The sequence below is a fragment of the Pseudoalteromonas phenolica genome, from assembly GCF_005886345.1.
GTDB lineage: Bacteria > Pseudomonadota > Gammaproteobacteria > Enterobacterales > Alteromonadaceae > Pseudoalteromonas > Pseudoalteromonas phenolica_A.
The window spans coordinates 30245-50362 of sequence record NZ_PNEC01000001.1 but is presented as its reverse complement, the minus strand read 5'-3'; the positions used below and the strand labels follow the sequence as shown (position 1 = coordinate 50362).

Below are 20118 nucleotides of genomic sequence, written 5' to 3'. Positions count from 1 at the left end.
AGCCAAGTATAGTGTGAGAGAGGGCTGCGTGCCGCGCTGAATTTTGTCTTAAATAGCTGTTAAACAGATTGGATAAATTATACTGTAACAATGATAACCACTTAAAACCTCTAATAACAAAGATAAGATTATGCGAAAAATTGGATTTTTACCTGTCATATTCTCAGCTTTGCTGGGCACTATGATAACCCAAGCGCACGCCGCAATTAAGTCTATTGATGAGTTTACTGAAAAGTTTAATCATTTTCCGGGTCATTACTCCTTTTATGCCGACACGCAAAGCGGCAAAATTTACCTTGATGTTGATAAGTTCAAGCAGCCATTTTTACTGCAATTTAGTTTGCCGTACGGGGTGGGTTCAAATGATATCGGCCTAGATAGAGGCCAACTAGGCGGTACGCATATCGCGCAATTTGAACGCTTTGGCGATAAAATCATGCTTCGCGCATTAAATACTTACTATCGTGCGAGCTCAAGTAACGCTGCTGAAAAGCAAAGTATCAACGAAGCCTTTGCTTCTAGTATTCTGCAAGGCTTTAAAGTTGTTGCTGAAGACAATGACAGCGTCTTGATTGATTACACGCCTTATTTGTTATCAGATGTGCATGGTGTGAGTCGTACACTGGCAAATCGTAAACAAGGTAGCTTTAGCCTAGATGGCTCGCGCAGTGCGGTATTTATGCCACGCTCTAAAGCATTTGTAGATAACACGGAACTTGAAGCCGTCTTAACGTTTAAAGGCAGCAAGCCGGGCAAGTATGTTCGTCAAGTCAGTGCAGACCCATATGCTGTGACAATTCACCAGCATCACTCGTTAATTAAGCTACCTGATGACGAGTATCAGCCTCGCCAATTCCATGCGCAATCAGGATATTGGAGTATTGAACACAAGGACTATTCGGCACCACTGAGTGAGTCTATGTTGGTGCGTTATATTCCTCGTCACCGTTTAGCGAAAAAAGATCCAACGGCAGCGCAAAGCGAAGCGGTTGAGCCGATTGTGTATTACCTTGACCCAGGTGTTCCAGAGCCCGTTAGAACTGCATTATTAGATGGCGCACGTTGGTGGGAGCAAGCTTTTGAAGCGGCGGGCTATAGCAATGGCTTCCAAGTGAAAATTTTACCAGAGCATGCCGATCCTATGGATGTTCGCTACAACGTGATCCAGTGGGTGCACAGAGCTACACGTGGTTGGTCCTATGGCTCGTCAATTATTGATCCGCGTACGGGTGAGATCATCAAAGGTCACGTCACATTAGGCTCATTACGTGTGCGCCAAGATATTTTAATTGCAGAAGCACTGGCAGAGCCTTTTGTGAAAGGCGATGAAGTAAACACACATTTACAGAATATGGCCCTTGATCGTATTCGTCAGTTGAGTGCCCATGAAATTGGTCATACGCTGGGTATTGCACATAACTTCTCGGCGTCTATTAAAAACAGAGCGTCAGTAATGGATTATCCGCACCCGTTGGTTGGTTTTGATGCACAAGGTCAGCTAGATATTTCTAAAGGCTATGCCAAAGGTATGGGCGATTGGGATATTCAAGCGGTGAAATATGGTTATAGTGATTTCATTGGAAAAGATGAAGCAGCTGAGCTTGCTAATATCATCACTGAAAATCACAACAAAGGTTTAGAGTTTATTTCTGACCCTGATGCGCGCCCGCAAGGTGGTGGTCACCCGACCGCACATTTATGGGATAATGGTGAAAACCCTGCAGCAGAATTACTGCGAGTACTCGATATTCGTCAGCAAGCGTTAAACACATTCGGTATTAATAACATTAAAACTGGTGTTGCACTATCTCAATTAGAAGAGAAATTAGTACCCCTGTTTTTATTCCATCGCTACCAAGTTGAGTCGGCTGTGAAGCTTATCGCGGGTATTGATTACGATTATGAAGTACGTAGCGAGCGTGCTGTTAAAGGTGCGAAAATTGTAGATAAAGCGACGCAGCAACAAGCTCTATCGGCGATGCTGAAAACCCTTGAAGCAGAGCAGTTGATGATACCAGAGAGTATCTTAGCGTTGATCCCGCCTAAAGCATATGGTGAGCGTAAAACCCGTGAAAGTGTTTATGGCCGTACAGGCTTAGCCCTTGATGCCATGGCGCTACCGGAAGTGGCAGCAAATCATAGCTTAAAACTGCTATTAAACGCTGAACGCTTAAATCGTTTATCGCAGCATGCTGCCAGAGACAGCAAGAACTTTGGTTTGAGTGACTTGATGAATACACTATACAGCAAGATCTTTGAAGCAAATAGCGCAGCTGGCATGGCACAAAAACTAACCCAACGCGTGCAATTTTTAACAGCAGCACGACTAGCCCAGTTAGCCAGCTCAAATAAAGTTGAACCAGAAGTACAAGCGCAGTTACGTTTTCAGTTAATGCGTGTAGCTAAACAGTTTGATCAAAGATCGCTATTTAGCAACGTGAGTGAAGACACGGCATTTAGGCATGATCTTGCACGTCAAGTGAAAGCGTTTTTAGAATCAGGAAAGTGGCCTGAAGGTTTTACAGCATTAAAAATGCCGCCGGGTTCGCCAATTTAACGTGTGAATTAGTTTGTTGGTTTGAATAACGAGGGCGCAATGACAGCGCCCTTTTTTATACTAATTCAATTTGTTTAATGGCTTTTAGCAAGGCTTTATTATGGGGGACGTTCACTCCCAACTTTTCTGCTTCATTGACAATATACCCGCAAATTGCGCCTATTTCAGTTTGCCTACCTTGCTTGATATCTTGCGCCATCGAGGAGTTGTTTAAACGAGTTTGTCGCATCACAGTATAAGCATTGTTGAGTGCTTGTTTGAGGGTAATGTTGATACCAAGATGATTAGCTATTAAGCATGCCTCATTTAATAAATTCATAACTTTGATTGCATATTGAGGCTTAAGTAATTGCCCGTTTGGTATTTGTTCTAATGCTGTGAGTGGGTTGATGGCAATATTCACCATGAGCTTTTGCCATCGTAGCAAATTTATATTGTGATGAATGGCACTGGGTAGAATACTCTCAGCTATAAGTGAGTCAAAAACATCACTTACTTTATTTTTAGCTGCGTCATTGCAAGCACCAAAAAAAGTGTCGCCTATGCCTGTTTGTTTTACTTCATTATAGGTTGGCTTTAGCGCCCCTCTCGAAGTGCTGATAAAAAATAAACTTTGTGTGCTTGTGAGCACTTTTGAAATAGTGGATAGATCAGTTATGCCATTGTGGCTAATAATAAGGTTGGCGTGTTGGCTCAAGAACGGCTGAATAGTTTTGAAAGCATCATTGAGCTGATATGACTTAACAAAAATCATACAAGTATCGATTTTTGTTTGTGGTCTTAGGCTACTAACTTCGATAACTTTTGCATCAATTTTTTCTTTTAAGGCGTTCTCTTGATAATAAAAAGGTTGTTTTTTGCTTTTGCGAGTTAGGATCGTGATTTGATGTTTACCACTTAAATGAAAAGCAAAGCTAAGACCAACTGCACCCGCCCCTAGAATATGAATGTTAGCCATGACGTTTATTTTGCCACTCACGCCAAGCGAAATAACTCACATAATAACTTGCTGCACCAGCGACATCGGCAATAAAGTCACCAATAGAAGCTTGACGATAAGGTAAGCTATCTTGCATATACTCAATACCTATGCCGTAACCTGTTAATAGACAAAGTTGCAACCAGATAGGAAAACGTGTGGCGTGGTGAGTAATAAAAGCCAGTACAAAGAAAATACCAAAATGCGCGATTTTATCTGCGTGTTCAAAACGAATACCTGAATGCTGGATCTCTTTGGCAAATAAAAAAGTGCAAACACTTAAAGTGAGTATTAATAAAGCTTGGTATATACGCCTTGTCACAAAACTTCCTATATCTCTATGCTGGCAAAGTGAAAGCAGTATATCACCGAAAAATGGATGGTGGGTGAATATCCCAAAGTGACTTGTAAATGTATGTGATTGGGAAGATAAATTTTTATACCGTGTTGGTTTTTGCTTGTTATAATCAGCCCATACTAAGATCAGGAGATAAATAATGCCTTCATTTGATATTGTTTCTGAAATTGAAATGACAGAAGCGAAAAATGCGGTAGATAATGCAAACCGTGAATTAGAAACTCGTTACGATTTCCGCGGTGTTGACGCATCAATCGAGTTAGTGAATGAAACTATCAACCTAAAAGCAGAAGCTGACCAGCAAGTAATGCAGTTGTTCGACATTATTGCTGCTAAAGCGTCTAAGCGTGGTCTAGATGTTTCAAGCCTTGAGCTAAAAGACATTGAGCGTTCAGGTAAATATGTGTCTCGTAAGGTTGCACTTAAACAGGGTATCGATAAAGACATGGCGAAGAAAATCGTTAAACTTATCAAAGACTCTAAAATCAAAGTGCAAGCTTCTATCCAGGGTGAAGAAGTACGTGTAACTGGTAAAAAACGCGATGACTTGCAAGAAGTTATGCAGCTTGTTCGCACCGGTGAATTAGGTCAACCTTTCCAATTTAAAAATTTCCGCGACTAATTCAATTCAGTTAGTATTAAAGGGCGAATTACGCCCTTTAGATTTCTAGACGTCCATTGCCTTTTTTTCATTATTTGTGCACAATAGCGCCTCTTTTCAAGGTGCTCGATTTATGGTGAGAAACACCAGATACCTAATTGAATGAAATCGAGATAATCGGGAAGTTGGTGAATATACACGGGAAAGTATGTAGTCCAACACTGCCCCCGCAACGGTGATGTTTTAATCTTTCATGATTAACACAAAGTCCGGAGACCGGCCTTGAACTAACTTACTTGTTGTTACTTGTGCGGTGGGCGCAAGTTTGGAAATACTATGCTTAAAAAATCTTTGTTAGGTGCCGCAATTACAGCTGCACTGTCATTTTCTGTTGCTGCTGAGCAAGATCAGCCTATCGAGCGTATCACAGTAACTGCTAATAAATTTTCTCAATCAATTGATACCGCGTTAGCCACTGTAAATGTGATTGATCGAGCGCAAATTGAACAATCAAATATAAGGGATTTACCATCACTATTAAATAATATCTCAGGTGTTGATATTGTTCGCAATGGTGGTTTTGGTCAAAAGGTGAGCGTATTTGTTCGTGGTGCTTCGACTAAGCATACCCTAGTTTTAGTTGATGGTGTTCGCATTAGCGATGCCAACTCAGGTGATGTGTCTTTTACTAATATTCCTGTAAATAGTATTGAACGTATTGAAGTCGTAAAAGGTGCGCGTGCTGCAATTTATGGTTCAGATGCGATCGCGGGGGTGATCAATATTATTACGCGCGATGCACAGCAGCATCAGGTTAATGTAACGACAGGTGCGCACAATTACTTTAACTTACAAGGTGCGAGTAAAGTATCACAAGACAACTTAACTGTGGGCTTCAATTTTGGCCTTGAACGCACAGATGGCTATGATGTTATTGAAAAAGATCCTGAAGCGCCAATTGGTAAAGATCATGATCGTGACGGATACATCAATCGTAATCTAGGTGTAAATATCAGCTATGATGCAGAGCAATATGGTGTATTGAGTTTACTAGGGCAATACAGCAATGGCCACGCTGATTATGATAATGCTTGGGGCAACGATGAATACGAATTTGAAAACTATAGCGCTAAGTTAGCTTGGGAAAAGAAAACTGCGCAGTTTGTTCATAATGCCGCGTTAAGTCTGTCTCAAGAAGAAAATATACAAACAGGCACTGAAGTAAAAGATAGCTATAGCACTGAGCGTTCAGAGTTTGAATACCGCACTTTATATACCCTAAACCAAGATATTCAGTTAACTGCAGGTGCAAACTTACTGACTGAAGACTTAGGTGAATCAAGCGCGTCATTCAGCGAGAGTTCTCGCGATAACAAAGCGGTATTTGTTGGTGGCTTTTATAATGATGGTAAATGGTTAGCAAACTTAGTAACACGTACAGATGACTATGATTTCCATGGTCGTGCAAATACCTATAGCAGTGCTTTTGGTATTAAAGCGAATAAATACGTTACCCTTCGTTTAAACCATGGTACAGCCTTTAGAGCGCCATCTTTAACGAATGCTTTTGTAAAAGATAGCCCTTGGTATTTACCTAATGTAGATATCAAACCTGAAGAAGCGACGAATAATGAATTCGGTTTAAGTGTTACTACAGGTGCTGTTCGTTATGATTTTGCTATTTTTAGTAATCAAATTGATAACCTGATCTCTAATCAGTATGACGCAGATACAGGTAAGTACATTCCTTACAATGTTGATAGCGCAACTATGAAAGGGGTTGAGTTAAGTTTAGCATTATCAGCGTTTGGCTTTGAACATGACGCTAATTTAACTTTCTTAGATGCAAAGGATGATACAACAGGGGCAGATTTACCTCGTCGTTCAGACAAAGCATTTAATTACACGGTATCTAAAACATGGGATAAGCTAGATGTAAGCTTGAACATGCAGTATCGCTCTGAAAGACCGTCGATCTCTTTCTATGACACGACTTTAGCGTCATACACTGTCTTTAATTTATCAGCTAACTATACACTATTTGATTTACTTGAGTTAAATGCACGTGTGGAAAACCTAACTGATAAGTCATATACGACAGCAGGCTCAGGCTTTGCTCAAAATGGTGATTTATTAGGTTATGTACCTTTAGGTCGTCAGTTATATGTTGGTGCTTCTATTCAGTTTTAATAAATAACTAAAAAGAGTCATTATAAAAAAGCCAGTCATCTGACTGGCTTTTTAATGCGTGTTAAGTGCTAAATTAGTTTGTTGAAGGCAGTTCCATGATGCCGTCAATCTCGATTTGCACACCTTTTGGTAGTTCTCTAACACCAATTGCAGCACGGGCTGGGTAAGGTGTTGAGAAGTACTGGCTCATGATTTCATTCACTGTTGCAAAGTTGCTTAAGTCAGTTAAGAAGATATTTACCTTAACCATGTCTTGTAAACGTCCGCCAGCAGCTTCACACACCGCGATTAAATTTTTAAATACTTGGTGTGTTTGCTCTGCGAAGTCTTCAGAGATGACTTCCATGGTTTCTGGTACTAATGGGATCTGGCCAGACAGGTATACAGCAGTACCCACTTTAACCGCTTGGCTGTATGTGCCGATGGCTGCAGGTGCGCTGTCTGTTGAAATAATTGCTTTGTTCATAATAATCCTACTTTTTACGGTATACACGTTGAACGTCAGGCATTACCCTGATCTTACGCATCACATCTGCGACGTGAACACGGTCTTTAACCGTGATACCTAAATCAATGATATATAAGTTACTTTCTTTTTCGTCAGTGGCAATTTCGACGATATTTGCGTTGGTGCTTGCCACTACGCTAGTTAATTTTGCAAGCGTACCTTGGTGGTTGATGATTTCAACTCTAAGACCTGCAATATACTCTTTCTCTGGGTTGTCATCCCATTTTACGACGAAATATTTCGAACGCTCGCTTTCCCAACCTTTAATGTTTTTACATTCTTGGCGGTGAACATTTAAGCCCTTACCTTGACTGACATAAGCAGTAATGGCGTCACCAGGCACAGGACGACAGCATTTCATGTAATTTACTAGCATGCCTTCAGTACCGATGATCGCAGCTTTCGCTTTATTTGCTAGCGTTTCAATACTGCCATCATCTTCGTCAAGATCATCATTTTGTAATAAACGCTTAGCAATGAGGACACTCATGATATTGCCACAGCCAATCTCAACCAGTAGTTCGAGCATGGTTGAAAGTTTGTGCTCTGCTAATACACGGTCTATTTGTTCTTGCGAGATATCACTTAATTGATACTCCCCAAGAGCAGAATCGAGTAAACGACGACCTAATTCAAGCGCTTCTTCTTCACGCTGGCTCTTAAGGTAGTTACGAACCCCTAAGCGCGCTTTACCTGTAACAATGAAATTTAACCAAGTAGCATTTGGATGCGCACCAGAGCTAGTGATGACCTCTACGGTTTGACCTGTATCGAGCGCTTTACTGAGCGGATAAGGTTTACGATTTACACGCGCGCCTACACAGGTATTACCGACATCTGTATGTACCGCATAAGCGAAGTCGACGGCTGTGGCACCCATAGGCAGTTCTACAATGCGGCCATCAGGCGTGAAGACATAAATCTCTTCTGGGAATAGTTCAGTCTTAACGTTTTCGACGAATTCAAACGATGAACCAGCACTTTGTTGTAATTCAAGTAGGCTCTGCATCCACTGACGAGCGCGTTGCTGTGCAGTATGACCCGCACTGTCACCGGACTTTTTATACATCCAATGCGCAGCAACCCCTTTGTCAGCCATTTGATCCATATCGTGGGTGCGAATTTGGATCTCGACTGGAATACCATGCGGCCCAACAAGTGAGGTATGTAAAGACTGATAGCCGTTGGTTTTTGGTACGGCAATATAGTCTTTAAAACGTGTTTCGATTGGTTTATATAAATTGTGGGCTACACCGAGTATACGGTAACAGGTATCTAGGTTATCAACGGCAATACGGAAGGCATAAATGTCCATGACTTCGTTGAACATAAGCTCTTTGTTGAGCATTTTTTTGTAAATGCTGTATAGATGCTTTTCCCGGCCACTGACACTGGCTTGAATGCCTGCTTCTTCAAGGCGCGATTCGATTTCACCTTGAATATTAGTGATCACTTCTTTTCTATTGCCGCGTGCTTTCGCTACTTCTGATTTTAAAGCGCGATGACGCATAGGGTAGAGAGCTTGGAAGCCTAAGTCTTCTAATTCATTCTTAATGTCGTGAATACCAAGGCGATTTGCGATCGGTGCATAAATTTCTAGGGTTTCACGGGCAATTCGACGGCGTTTATCAGGGCGAAGTGCACCTAAAGTACGCATATTATGAGTTCTGTCCGCAAGCTTAATGAGAATAACGCGAATATCTTGCGTCATTGCCATGATCATTTTGCGATAGTTTTCAGCTTGGAATTCTTTTTTATCTTTAAAGCTGAGTTTATCTAGCTTGCTCACACCTTCTACAAGTTCAGCAACTGTATTGCCAAATATTTCGGCAAGGTCCTGTTGACTGAAGTCAGTGTCTTCGATGACGTCATGCATCAGCGCAGCCATTAAGGTTTCATGGTCTAAACGCATACTTGCAAGAATTTGTGTCACTTCAACTGGGTGAGTGATATAAGGCTCGCCACTTGAGCGAGTTTGCCCTTCATGGGCTTCACGCGCCACCACGTAGGCTTTTTGTACCAGTTCTACGTCAGCGGGGGAAAGGTATTCTGAGATCTTTTGTTTCAGGCCTTCAAAAAGATACATTCACACTCCAATGTTCCAGTGAAGTAATATGATGCTATGAATATACGATGAATTATCAGAGAAACCAATGGCTAGCTGTGACTTTTATGTCTACGGAAGGTAATTATTTTGTTGTATAGGCTTAAAAACAACAAAGCCAGCGTTAAAGCTGGCCTTGAGTATGAAGTGCAGGGGGTTTTAGCTGTTACCGCCAACAATTGCAGCAACCGCAGCAAGCTCTGCAGCTTCTTGGTTTTGTTGCTCTTCACGATCGATCATATCAAGAGACGAGTTGTTCACAAGTCCTTGTTCGATCTCACGTAGAGCGATTACAGTTGGCTTATCGTTTTCAGCATCAACCATAGGATCTTTACCACCTACAGAGATCTGACGAGCGCGACGCGCCGCTACTAGGATTAAGTCAAAACGGTTACCAATTTTATCTACTGCATCTTCTACAGTTACGCGAGCCATCGAAGCACTCCAAAGTTATTCATGTCGAATTGGTAAGTTTACTTGATGCAAACCAATTCTCCAATAGGTGGTTAAAAATTTATCTTGTTTAAATAAGAGAGATTAAGCCAATAACTCAGCAATTAAACTTTGATGACGGTGTTTTTGTGCATCTTGTTCAAGACGAGCAGCTATTACGATATGTTCAAGTTGTGTAAGTGCAAGATCGAAATCGTCATTAACTAGTACATAATCGAACTCATCATAGTGGGAGCTTTCTGATTTTGCTTCCGCCATGCGGCCTGCAATGACTTCTTGAGAATCTTGTCCGCGGTTATTTAAGCGATTTTCAAGTTCGGCTTGCGATGGTGGTAAAATAAAGACCGTTTTCACTGATGGCATTAATTCACGAACTTGACGCGCACCTTGCCAATCAATATCTAAAAACACATCAATACCTTGCTCAAGTTGAGATTCTATCGCTGCTTTTGAAGTGCCATAGTAGTTTTCGAACACTTGCGCCCATTCAAAAAAGTCGCCCTGATCAATCAAGGCTTTGAATTCATCTACGCTGACAAAGTGGTAGTGCTCACCATTGTTTTCACCTGGGCGAGGGCCGCGAGTAGTGTGAGAAACTGACACTTTAATATCAGCATGTTTCTCTAACAATGCTTTGATCAGGCTTGATTTACCAGCCCCAGAAGGCGCTGAAAGAATAAATAAATTACCGCGAGTTTGTGATGTCATAATTAAATCTGTGGCTTGAAACGTGATTTGGTTTCTAAAAGCATATTTTAAACCCTGCAAGTTTAATTGGCTAGAACAGATTTCGAGCGCAATAAAATTGTCATACAGCGGTTGTAAACTAATCAGATGCTGTTTCTGTTTTGGTGATCTGCAGTGGAGAGTAGTCGCATAGAGGCGTTTAAAATTGACGCACAGAGTTTACAAACAATTTTAGACGAACGCTTGGTTGAAACTTTATTTCAACCGATTTGCGATGTTGCGCGGCAAACTATTCTGGGTTTTGAGGCATTAAGCCGAGGCCCTGAAAGATCTGAATTAGAATCACCAAATGCTTTATTTGCTGCTGCACAGCGTTTTAATAAACTTTCTGAATTAGAACTGTTATGCCGTGAAAAAGCGATTGAGCGTTTTGCTGAATTGAACCTATCGGGCAAATTGTTTCTAAATGTCAGTCCAAATACACTGCTAGACCCAAATCACCCTAGAGGTGAAACTCTGCAACTTATTCAGCAGTATGGCTTACAGGCCAGCCAAGTCGTGATTGAAGTTACCGAGCAAGATAAAGTAGATGACGGCTTTTTATTGCTGAAAACCATCGGCCATTATCGTAAATTAGGCTTTAACATTGCCATTGATGACTTAGGTGCGGGTTATTCAGGATTGAAACAGTGGTCTGAATTGCAGCCTGATTTTGTCAAGATTGATCGCTATTTTATCGATCATTGCGATCAGAGCTTGGTTAAACGCGAGTTTTTAAAGTCAATCATAGAGCTTGCTAAAGCAACACGTACAGCTGTTATTGCTGAGGGAATTGAACGTGCTGAAGAATTAGCCCTTATCACTCAGCTAGGAATTACAAATGCGCAAGGCTTTTTAATTGCAAGACCCGCTAATGTGCCAGTAAATGCCTACCCAAATATTTTAAAAGAATCGAGTCAAACACAAGGAAATGTGATGCATCGAGGTTTAGCTAAAATAATTGGGGAGTTAACGCATGTCACCCCAGCGGTATTAAATGGAGTGTTGTGCCAAGACGTACATCGGGTGTTTGAAAAAGATAAGCAGTTGATGAGTCTCGCTGTTGTTGATGAGCATCAAACCCCTATGGGCTTGCTTCACCGTGATCAATTAACAGAAGTTTTTGCAGCGCCTTATGGTCATGCTTTGTATGCTAAAAAGCCATTGGCTTCTTTAATGGATAAGCAACCATTAATTGTTGATGAGAAAACTCAGTTAGACGAAGTAAGTCAGTTAATTACGGAGCAAGACTTTGATATTCGCCGCCACATTGTGGTGACGCAAGGCGGAAAATATTTAGGTTTGGTACCACTTAGAGCAATTTTAAAACACATCACCGAAGAAAAAATTCGCAATGCGCAGCATTCAAACCCACTCACTATGTTACCCGGTAATGTCGCAATTAACGAAGCCATAGAACAGCGACTGTTGAATAAACAAAACTTCACCTTGGCGTATGTTGATTTAAATCACTTTAAGCAATTCAATGATTTGTATGGTTATGCTAGTGGTGATGAGGTAATTAAGCTACTAGCCGATGTTATCAGTAACTGTTGCGCAGGTTTTTCTGGGTTTGTGGGCCATATTGGTGGTGATGATTTCATGGTGGTATTTGATGGTGATGATGCCGAACCGCTTTGCCGAGACATTATTAATGAGTTTGAATTGAAATCTAAAGGCTATTTTACCGCTGAGCATGTGAAAGCAGGTGGGTATTGGGCGACAAATAGAGAAGGGCAGCAGCAGTTTGTACCTTTGCTCACACTTTCTATTGGCTTGGTGTCACCGCATGTTGATAGCTGCCATAACAGTCATCAGGTAGCGGCGCTTGCAACAGATGCCAAGAAAGAAGCCAAGCGTTATCGTAACAGCTATTTATTTGTGGCTAATAAGTGTCGACCAACGGTGGCGATTGTTTCTTAATCAGAAATACTTGAGTCATGGCTCTATTTTGGGTAGCTTAGAGTAAAATGAGTGGGAGCCCACTATATGCAGAGACTCATCAATTTTTTCATTATTATAAGTGTTTGTGGTGCTTTTCAGCTTCAGGCAAAAGAAACTGAAACCATAAAAGTCGCGAAAGAGCCAAGAAAGCTTTATGAGCGAGATCATTACCTTTATGAGTTGCTCGATAAAGCGTTAATAGCCGCAGGAGCCACTTACGACTATGAGCATGTCACTGTTCACCCTCATCAACAGCGCACTTTGATGGCTCTCTCTAAAGGTAAGGTAGACTTGCATTGGAGTATGACCAGCCCAGATCGAGAGCAAATAGCAATTACGATTCCTATACCTTTATTTAAAGGTTACATAGGTAAGCGTGCGATCATGGTGAAGAAAGAGCGAGTTGCACAATTCTCAACGCTGCAAAACTTAGAGCAGTTGAGCGCGTTTACTGCAGTGCAAGGACATGATTGGCCAGATACAAAGATCTTAGCGTTTAACAACCTTCCAATAAAACCACTCTCGAACTATCAGGCTATGTTTAAACTATTGTCAGTAGGCAGAGTTGATTACTTTCCTAGATCTTTCATTGAAGTAAATTCTGAGCTTGAAGAAAATCCAGAACAATTCACTTTATTGCCTAATATCTATTTGGAATATCCAACGGCGTTTTATTTTTTTGTTAATAATGCAAAGCCTAAATTGGCAGCGGATTTAAAGCGAGGACTGAACAAATTGCAAAGTAACGGAGAGTTTGATGCACTGTTTGCTAGTTATTTTAAAGACGATTTAGCGCGGTTATCTATGTATCAGCCTGACAATGCCATAAAGTTAAAAAATCCATATTACACTGCAAAGTAAATTATTCAGGACTGATTAGATAGGGGTTTAAATGTAAAAAGGAGCTAATGGCTCCTTTTTTAGCATGCTTTGAAACAAATTTGATTTATCAACTTAGTAATCTTCTCCTGCGAAGGTTTGATCTTCTCCATTGCTAAATATTCATCAGGCTGGTGAGCTTGCTCGATAGAGCCAGGGCCCATAACAATGGTTTCGCAGCCTAGTTGTTGTAAAAAAGGCGCTTCGGTGCAGTAGTTTACTGCAATGGCTTGCTCTCCAGAAACCGCTTCGGCGAGTTTTACTAAGGCACTGTCGGTTGTGCCAGTAAAGGCCGGAATAGGATCATGTAAGTCAATCACATCAACGCTATTTGGGTATTCATCATTAATTGTTTTTACTGCTTCTAGCAATAATAATTGCAGCTCTTGAATACTCAGCCCAGGCAGTGGGCGAATGTCTAAATGCAGCTCACAACAGCCACAGATACGATTGGCATTATCACCCCCATGTATATGCCCTAGGTTTAAAGTCGGGTAGGGTATTGCAAAATGCTCAATTGAATATTTATTCTTTAAAGTGTCTTTGAGCTGCAACAGCTTTGCAATGATTTTATGCATCACTTCAATGGCATTTAAACCACGTGCGGGATCAGAGCTATGCCCCGACCTGCCTGTTACTCGAATGGCACTACTCATGTGCCCTTTATGGGTGAATACAGGCACCATATCAGTCGGTTCACCAATGACACAAAACTCAGGTTTTAAGCTTTGATGTTTCGCCACCTCTTGTGCGCCCGCCATGGTGGTTTCTTCATCTGCGGTTGCGAGGATCATAATGGGTTTAGATTGTTTTACATCTTGGGCATCTAGTTGTTTTATTGCTTCAATGACAAAAGCAAAAAAGCCCTTCATATCAATACTACCCAGCCCAAATAGTTTATTATCAGATTCGCTGAGTTTAAAAGGATCGTAACTCCAACGGCTATCATCAAAAGGTACGGTATCAGTATGCCCTGCTAACATTAATCCGCCTTCACCTTTACCACGTTTAGCCAGCAAATTAAATTTACCTGGCGCAGTCGTCAACTCGGTTATTTCAACGCTAAATCCAAGATTTTCGCACCAAGCAGCAAGCAGTTCTATGGTTGAGTAGTTACTCATATTGAGCTGTGGATCAAGCGCGCTGATTGAAGGTTCTGCAATAAGCGCCTGATACATATTTATAAATGCTGGAGTAGTCATATTTATCCGAAAATATTTATTCAAAATGTTTGCATAATAATTTATATGTGTTTAGTATGAATATCAATTCACTTTTTGAGCATAAATATAATTTGAGGCTAAGATGCGACGATATACATTCAACACTTTTTAAATAATGCCCTGAGGGCACGAAACAGAACCAAATTTTTAGAGATTTTTTTACTATGTTGAATGTAACCATTATTGGCGCTAGCGGCTATAGCGGCGCTGAATTAGCCAGTTTAATTGCCAAACATCCCAACTTCTCCCTTGCTGGATGTTTTGTGTCAGAGCAAAGTTTAGACAAAGGAAAGCTCCTGAGTGACTTATATCCAGAACATGCCTCTTTGCTCGACACGCTTCTTTTACCTCTTGATGAACAAGCCTTTGCGGATATCGAAGCCAATGCAGACTTCGTTTGTCTGTGTACAGATCATAAAGTCAGTGTAGAGCTCGCGCCTAAGTTTTTAGCCATGGGTAAAAAGGTGTTCGATTTATCTGGTGGTTTTAGGCTTAAAAATCCTCAAGACTACGACAGCTTTTATGGTTTTACCCACCAATCACCTACTTGGCTTGCACAAGCTGAATATGGTTTAGCAGAGTGGAATGCAAAGGGCATTTCACAGGCACAACTGGTTGCTGTTGCAGGTTGTTATCCTACCGCTGCGTTAAATGGCTTGAAGCCTCTTAAGGAAGCAAATTTACTCGCCGATGAAACCATCATTGTTAATGCTGTATCGGGCGTAACGGGGGCGGGTCGCAAAGCCAATATTGGCACACAGTTTTGCGAAGTGTCTCTCGCACCTTATGGTTTATTTAATCACAGGCATACGCCTGAAATTTCACAGTATCTTGATCACTCTGTGTTATTCACCCCGCACTTAGGCAATTTTGCTCGCGGTATTCTTGAAACCATTTATGTGAAGCTGAAGCCGGGTGTAAGTGAGCACCAGGTTAATGAAGCATTTCAGGTATTGGCCGACGAGCCGCTAATTCGTTTAAAAGGCACTAAGCAAATGCCTTCAATTAAAGGTGTGGCTAAACAGCCGTATGTTGATATTGGCTGGCAAGTACAAGGTGAGCAACTGATTGTGGTGGTTGCCATCGATAACCTGTTAAAAGGGGCTGCTGGCCAAGCGCTACAGTGTATGAATATTGCAGCATTACTACCTGCTGAACTTGGCTTAAAAGGAGTGTCATGAAGATGCAAACATGGGTCATTAAAGTCGGTGGAGCGGTGTTAAACACGGAAGATGCAGCGATGGGACTATTTTCTGCAATTGCTGAGCTGACAAAAGTACAAGTCGACAAACAGTTTGTTGTGGTACATGGCGGCGGCGCGTTAGTTGATAAGTGGTTGTCGGATGCGGGTTTTGCAACGGCTAAGCATCAAGGTCTTCGTATCAGTCCAAAAGAACAGATGCCATATATTGTGGGCGCATTGGCAGGTACTGCAAACAAACAACTGAGTGGTCAAGCGATTAAAGCGGGTTTAAAGCCTGTGGGTACTTGTCTATATGAAGCGGGTTTAATTGCTTCGCAAAAACTCAAAGCATTGGGTCAAGTGGGCGAGTGCCAACAAGGTGGAGCAAGTATTTTACCTACGCTGTTAGAGCTGGGTAGAACACCTATGGTGAGCTCAATTGGAATTGGCGCTGATGGCCAACTTTATAACGTCAATGCCGATGAAGCGGCGGCGGCGATTGCTGAGCAACTAGATGCTGAGCTTATTTATATGACAGATGTAGAAGCGGTGCTTGATGCGAATAAGCAGCCTTTACATCAATTATCTGAACAACACATTGCTATTCTTATCGAAGAAGGAGTCATTGTTGGCGGCATGGAGGTCAAAGTGAAGACCAGCCTGCACGCTGCACAACACTTACGACGCGGGGTGTATATATCGAGCTGGCAGAAGCCAGAAAATCTTATTGCCTTAGTTCAAGGCATCCATGTCGGTACAAAAATTACACCTTAGGAAATAGCAATGACATCTCATTTTTTAACTGGATTAGAACTAAATAAAGCACAAGCGCTAAAACTATTGTCGCTTGCACAAACAATCAAGCAGCAGCCAAAAGAATTTAATCAAGCGCTCGCTGGTCAATCTATCGTTACCTTGTTTGAAAAGCCGAGCTTACGTACTCGTGTGTCTTTTGATATTGGTATTAATCGTCTAGGTGGTCATGCGGTTTATCTAGACCAACAAAACGGTGCGATGGGCGGCCGTGAGTCGGTGAAAGATTTTGCCCTTAATATTGCGACTTGGGCGGATGGCATCGTGGCACGTGTTAATGCACATAGTTCATTGCAAACATTGGCTGAGTTTTCGAGTGTCCCTGTAGTGAACAGCTTATGTGACCTATACCACCCATGTCAGGCATTGGCTGACTTTTTAACACTGCAAGAAGTTTATGGTGACGTCAGTAAAATTAAACTCGCGTATCTAGGTGAAGGGAATAACGTCACTCATTCTCTGATGTTATTAGCTGCAACGCTAGGTACTAATTTTGTTGCTGTTTGTCCTAAAGGTGCTTCACCGGATGCGCAAATGTTGAAGCAGGCAGAGTTGATAGCACAAGATACAGGTGCTTCTATTTCTGTTAGTGACGATATTGAAGCTACAGCAGGTGCAGATGCACTTTATGCAGATACCTGGGTGTCGATGGGAGATACGACCCCGCTTGAACAAGTCAAAGCCAAGTATATGCCGTATCAAATTAATCAACAACTGGTCGCGCAATCAGGTGCAAGTACGATATTGCATTGTCAGCCAGCGCACCGTGAGTATGAAATCACTTCAGAGGTGATGGACGGGGCAAATTCAAAAATTATTCAACAAGCTGAAAACCGCATGCATGCCCAAAATGCATTGCTGGTATCACTGTTAAATCCAAATTATGCGTAAAGGTAAAGTAATGAGCGAAATTAAAAAAGTTGTACTGGCTTATTCTGGCGGACTAGATACATCGGCAATCGTGCCTTGGTTAAAGGAAAACTATGGTTGTGAAGTGGTAGCCTTTGTTGCTGATGTGGGCCAAGGTGAAGAAGAGCTAGTAGGTGTTGAAGAAAAAGCTTTAGCGTCAGGTGCTTCAGAGTGCCACATTGTTGACTTAAAAGAAGAAATGGTCAGCGACTATATATACCCAACATTAAAAACGGGTGCGATTTACGAAGGCACTTATCTATTAGGTACGTCTATGGCACGTCCTATTATTGCTAAAGCACAAGTTGAAGTTGCACGCAAAGTGGGTGCCGATGCGCTATCACATGGTTGTACAGGTAAAGGTAACGACCAAGTACGTTTTGAATCTTGTTTCTCGGCATTAGCACCAGATCTAAAAGTGATCGCGCCTTGGCGTGAGTGGGATCTATCAAGCCGTGAGTCATTACTTGATTACCTTGCAGAGCGAAATATCCCATGTGCTGCTTCTGCGACAAAGATTTACAGCCGCGATGCCAATGCTTGGCATATTTCACACGAAGGTGGAGAACTGGAAGATCCATGGAACCAGCCAAGCGACCAAGTATGGACTTGGACAACTGCACCAGAGCAAGCACCAGATAAACCTGAGTTTGTCGCTGTGTCTGTTGAGAAAGGTGAAATCGTTGCAGTGAATGGTGAGCGTTATAGCCCTTATAAATGTTTAATGGAGTTGAATAAACTAGCCGCACCGCATGGTGTAGGTCGTGTTGATATTCTTGAAAACCGTTTAGTGGGCATGAAGTCTCGTGGTTGTTATGAAACGCCAGGTGGCACAGTCATGATGGCCGCACTGCAAGCAATCGATGAGTTAGTGCTAGATAAAGCAAGTCGCAAATGGAAAGAGGCGCTTTCTTCTGAGTTTTCTCATTTAGTCTATGACGGTCGTTGGTTCACGCCGTTAAAAGATTCAGTATTAGCTGGTGCTGAAGCGCTGAGTGAAGTTGCAACAGGTGAGGTGATCTTAAAAATGTATAAGGGCCAAGTTGCTGCAGTACAAAAGCAATCGGTAAATAGCTTATACAGTGAAGATTTTGCCACATTTGGTGAAGATGATGTGTATGACCAGTCGCATGCTGAAGGGTTTATTCGCCTGTTCTCATTATCGAGCAGAATTGCCGCATTAAACGCAAAGGCTAAATAAGAGTTAAGTTTGGAGATTTCAGCATGGCACTATGGGGCGGCCGTTTTTCATCAGGACCTGATGAGGCTTTTAAACAATTTAATGATTCTTTGCCGTTTGATTACCAAATGGCGGAGCAAGACATTATCGGCTCAATCGCTTGGGCCGGTGCACTTCAACAAGTAAAGGTGTTAAGTGCACAAGAGCATACTGAGCTGGTTGCAGCTTTGAATGAGCTATTAAGCGAAGTACAACAAGATTTATCAGCTGTTGCGAGTGCTGGGTATGAGGACATCCATTCGTATGTTGAAGCTAAGCTGATAGAAAAAGTGGGTGATTTGGCGAAAAAGTTACACACGGGACGCAGTCGCAACGATCAGGTTGCGACTGATTTTCGTCTTTGGAGTCGAAGTACAGCCGAACAAATTGTTGAAGCCATTCAGGCTTTAAAAGCTGAATTCGTCGCCCTTGCTGAACGTGAACTTGGTACAATTTTACCTGGCTATACGCACTTACAGCGTGCGCAGCCGGTTCTATTCAGCCACTGGTGTATGGCCTATGTTGAAATGCTTGAACGAGATGAATCTCGTTTAAGCGATGCTATTACTCGATTAAATGTCAGCCCGCTGGGAAGTGGCGCGTTAGCAGGCACAGCTTACCCGATTGATAGAGAAGCTTTAGCGCATAACCTAGGTTTTAGCCATGCTAGCCGTAATAGTCTAGATGCAGTGTCTGACCGCGATTTTGTGGTTGAACTTTTAAGTTGCGCCAGCATTTCAATGATGCATTTATCTCGTTTCGCAGAAGATCTGATTTTTTATAATACTGGCGAGGCTGGGTTTATTGAGTTGGCTGATAATGTGACTTCGGGTTCATCGTTAATGCCACAAAAGAAAAACCCAGATGCTTTGGAGTTGATCCGTGGTAAGACCGGTCGTGTATTCGGTGCCTTCAGCGCCATGATGATGACACTAAAAGCATTGCCGCTTGCTTATAATAAAGACATGCAAGAAGACAAAGAAGGATTGTTTGATGCCATGCCAACTTGGCTTGCCTGTATTCATATGGCACAAGCCTGCATTAAGGGTATCAAGGTAAATGGTGAAGCAACGTTAAAGGCAGCGAAAGGCGGCCATGCTAATGCAACTGAGCTTGCTGACTACCTAGTTGCTAAAGGTATTCCATTTAGAGAAGGTCACCATATCGTTGGACAGCTTGTTCAGCACGCAATAGGTAAAGGTCAGAATCTAGAAAATTTATCGCTTGATGAGTTTCAAACTGTTTGCCCTGTAATTGCAGAAGATGTTTACCCTGTACTAGAGATAGATGCCTGTATTGCCGCACGGCAGGCGCTAGGTGGAACATCCTTGCCACAAGTGGAACAAGCAATAAAGTTTGCTAAACAGCAAGCGGAATCTAAATAGTGATAAAGGATAAGTAGTTTTTAGAGTTTATTTCTTGGCATGTTAAACCAATACTTTTGAATCAAGCCACTACTCATTTATTTGAGT

At 41.9% G+C, this 20118-nt stretch carries 16 protein-coding genes, 1 pseudogene and 1 riboswitch; of the genes and pseudogenes, 10 read left to right on the top strand and 7 right to left on the bottom strand.

Features of this window, described 5'->3' with window-relative positions; genetic code table 11:
- The first annotated feature begins 130 nt into the window (after positions 1-130).
- Entirely contained in the window at positions 131-2557 is a 2427-nt protein-coding gene (locus tag CWB72_RS00250) for a zinc-dependent metalloprotease (protein ID WP_138628385.1), read from the top strand.
- A 55-nt stretch (positions 2558-2612) separates the two neighbouring features.
- Here the strand turns inward: CWB72_RS00250 and CWB72_RS00245 are convergent, their stop codons facing one another.
- Together CWB72_RS00245 and CWB72_RS00240 are read right to left on the bottom strand one after the other, a co-directional pair.
- Positions 2613-3515 (bottom strand): ketopantoate reductase family protein, encoded by a 903-nt coding sequence (locus CWB72_RS00245; protein ID WP_138628383.1) that lies wholly within the window; start codon positions 3513-3515, stop codon positions 2613-2615.
- Positions 3508-3858 (bottom strand): VanZ family protein, encoded by a 351-nt coding sequence (locus CWB72_RS00240; RefSeq protein ID WP_130254097.1) that lies wholly within the window; start codon positions 3856-3858, stop codon positions 3508-3510. Before CWB72_RS00240 ends, CWB72_RS00245 begins: the two co-directional genes overlap by 8 nt.
- Before the next feature lie 175 nt (positions 3859-4033).
- On the opposite strand from CWB72_RS00240, the gene CWB72_RS00235 reads away from it, so the two are divergent.
- Together CWB72_RS00235 and CWB72_RS00230 are read left to right on the top strand one after the other, a co-directional pair.
- A complete protein-coding gene (locus tag CWB72_RS00235; protein ID WP_130254096.1) occupies positions 4034-4516 on the top strand; it encodes a YajQ family cyclic di-GMP-binding protein in 483 nt (160 codons plus the stop codon).
- Between the two features lie 82 nt (positions 4517-4598).
- Positions 4599-4794, top strand: a riboswitch (cobalamin riboswitch).
- Positions 4795-4831: 37 nt separating this feature from the next.
- Positions 4832-6685 (top strand): TonB-dependent receptor domain-containing protein, encoded by a 1854-nt coding sequence (locus tag CWB72_RS00230; RefSeq protein ID WP_138628381.1) that lies wholly within the window; start codon positions 4832-4834, stop codon positions 6683-6685.
- 73 nt (positions 6686-6758) lie between these two features.
- On the opposite strand, the gene CWB72_RS00225 is transcribed toward CWB72_RS00230, so the two are convergent.
- The 4 genes from CWB72_RS00225 to gmk all read right to left on the bottom strand — a co-directional run bounded on the left by CWB72_RS00225 (position 6759) and on the right by gmk (position 10458).
- Positions 6759-7151 (bottom strand): RidA family protein, encoded by a 393-nt coding sequence (locus tag CWB72_RS00225; protein ID WP_138568312.1) that lies wholly within the window; start codon positions 7149-7151, stop codon positions 6759-6761.
- 7 nt (positions 7152-7158) lie between these two features.
- Positions 7159-9279: a bifunctional GTP diphosphokinase/guanosine-3',5'-bis pyrophosphate 3'-pyrophosphohydrolase gene (gene spoT / locus CWB72_RS00220; protein WP_138568313.1), complete on the bottom strand. Its 2121-nt coding sequence runs from the start codon at positions 9277-9279 to the stop codon at positions 7159-7161.
- A 177-nt stretch (positions 9280-9456) separates the two neighbouring features.
- Entirely contained in the window at positions 9457-9732 is a 276-nt protein-coding gene (rpoZ, locus tag CWB72_RS00215) for a DNA-directed RNA polymerase subunit omega (RefSeq protein WP_058031056.1), read from the bottom strand.
- Between the two features lie 102 nt (positions 9733-9834).
- The gene (gene gmk / locus CWB72_RS00210; RefSeq protein WP_130254092.1) at positions 9835-10458 is read right to left on the bottom strand and encodes a guanylate kinase; all 624 of its coding nucleotides are present in this window, start codon (positions 10456-10458) and stop codon (positions 9835-9837) included.
- Positions 10459-10611: 153 nt separating this feature from the next.
- Here gmk and CWB72_RS00205 point away from each other — a divergent pair, with 153 nt between their 5' ends.
- The gene (locus CWB72_RS00205) at positions 10612-12399 is read left to right on the top strand and encodes a GGDEF domain-containing protein (RefSeq protein ID WP_138628379.1); all 1788 of its coding nucleotides are present in this window, start codon (positions 10612-10614) and stop codon (positions 12397-12399) included.
- 66 nt (positions 12400-12465) lie between these two features.
- Positions 12466-13281, top strand: a complete 816-nt coding sequence (locus CWB72_RS00200; RefSeq protein ID WP_138628377.1) for a substrate-binding periplasmic protein — start codon at positions 12466-12468, stop codon at positions 13279-13281.
- 59 nt (positions 13282-13340) lie between these two features.
- Here CWB72_RS00200 and argE read toward each other — a convergent pair whose 3' ends face one another.
- On the bottom strand, positions 13341-14501 hold the full coding sequence (argE, locus tag CWB72_RS00195; protein WP_138628375.1) for an acetylornithine deacetylase: 1161 nt from the start codon (positions 14499-14501) through the stop codon (positions 13341-13343).
- Positions 14502-14689: 188 nt separating this feature from the next.
- Between argE and argC the strand changes: the two genes are divergently transcribed.
- The 5 genes and pseudogenes from argC to argH all read left to right on the top strand — a co-directional run.
- Positions 14690-15703, top strand: coding sequence for an N-acetyl-gamma-glutamyl-phosphate reductase (gene argC / locus CWB72_RS00190; protein ID WP_171037190.1), 1014 nt, complete (start codon positions 14690-14692; stop codon positions 15701-15703).
- The gene (gene argB, locus CWB72_RS00185) at positions 15700-16479 is read left to right on the top strand and encodes an acetylglutamate kinase (RefSeq protein WP_138628371.1); all 780 of its coding nucleotides are present in this window, start codon (positions 15700-15702) and stop codon (positions 16477-16479) included. The genes argC and argB overlap by 4 nt, the downstream gene beginning before the upstream one ends.
- A gap of 9 nt (positions 16480-16488) precedes the next feature.
- Positions 16489-17409 carry an ornithine carbamoyltransferase gene (locus CWB72_RS00180; RefSeq protein WP_138628369.1) on the top strand — a complete coding sequence of 307 codons (921 nt, stop codon included), beginning with the start codon at positions 16489-16491 and terminating at the stop codon, positions 17407-17409.
- 10 nt (positions 17410-17419) lie between these two features.
- Positions 17420-18628: an argininosuccinate synthase gene (locus tag CWB72_RS00175; RefSeq protein ID WP_130254085.1), complete on the top strand. Its 1209-nt coding sequence runs from the start codon at positions 17420-17422 to the stop codon at positions 18626-18628.
- A 23-nt stretch (positions 18629-18651) separates the two neighbouring features.
- Positions 18652-20022, top strand: a pseudogene (argH, locus tag CWB72_RS00170) (argininosuccinate lyase); the annotation flags it as partial.
- Between the last annotated feature and the right edge of the window lie 96 nt (positions 20023-20118).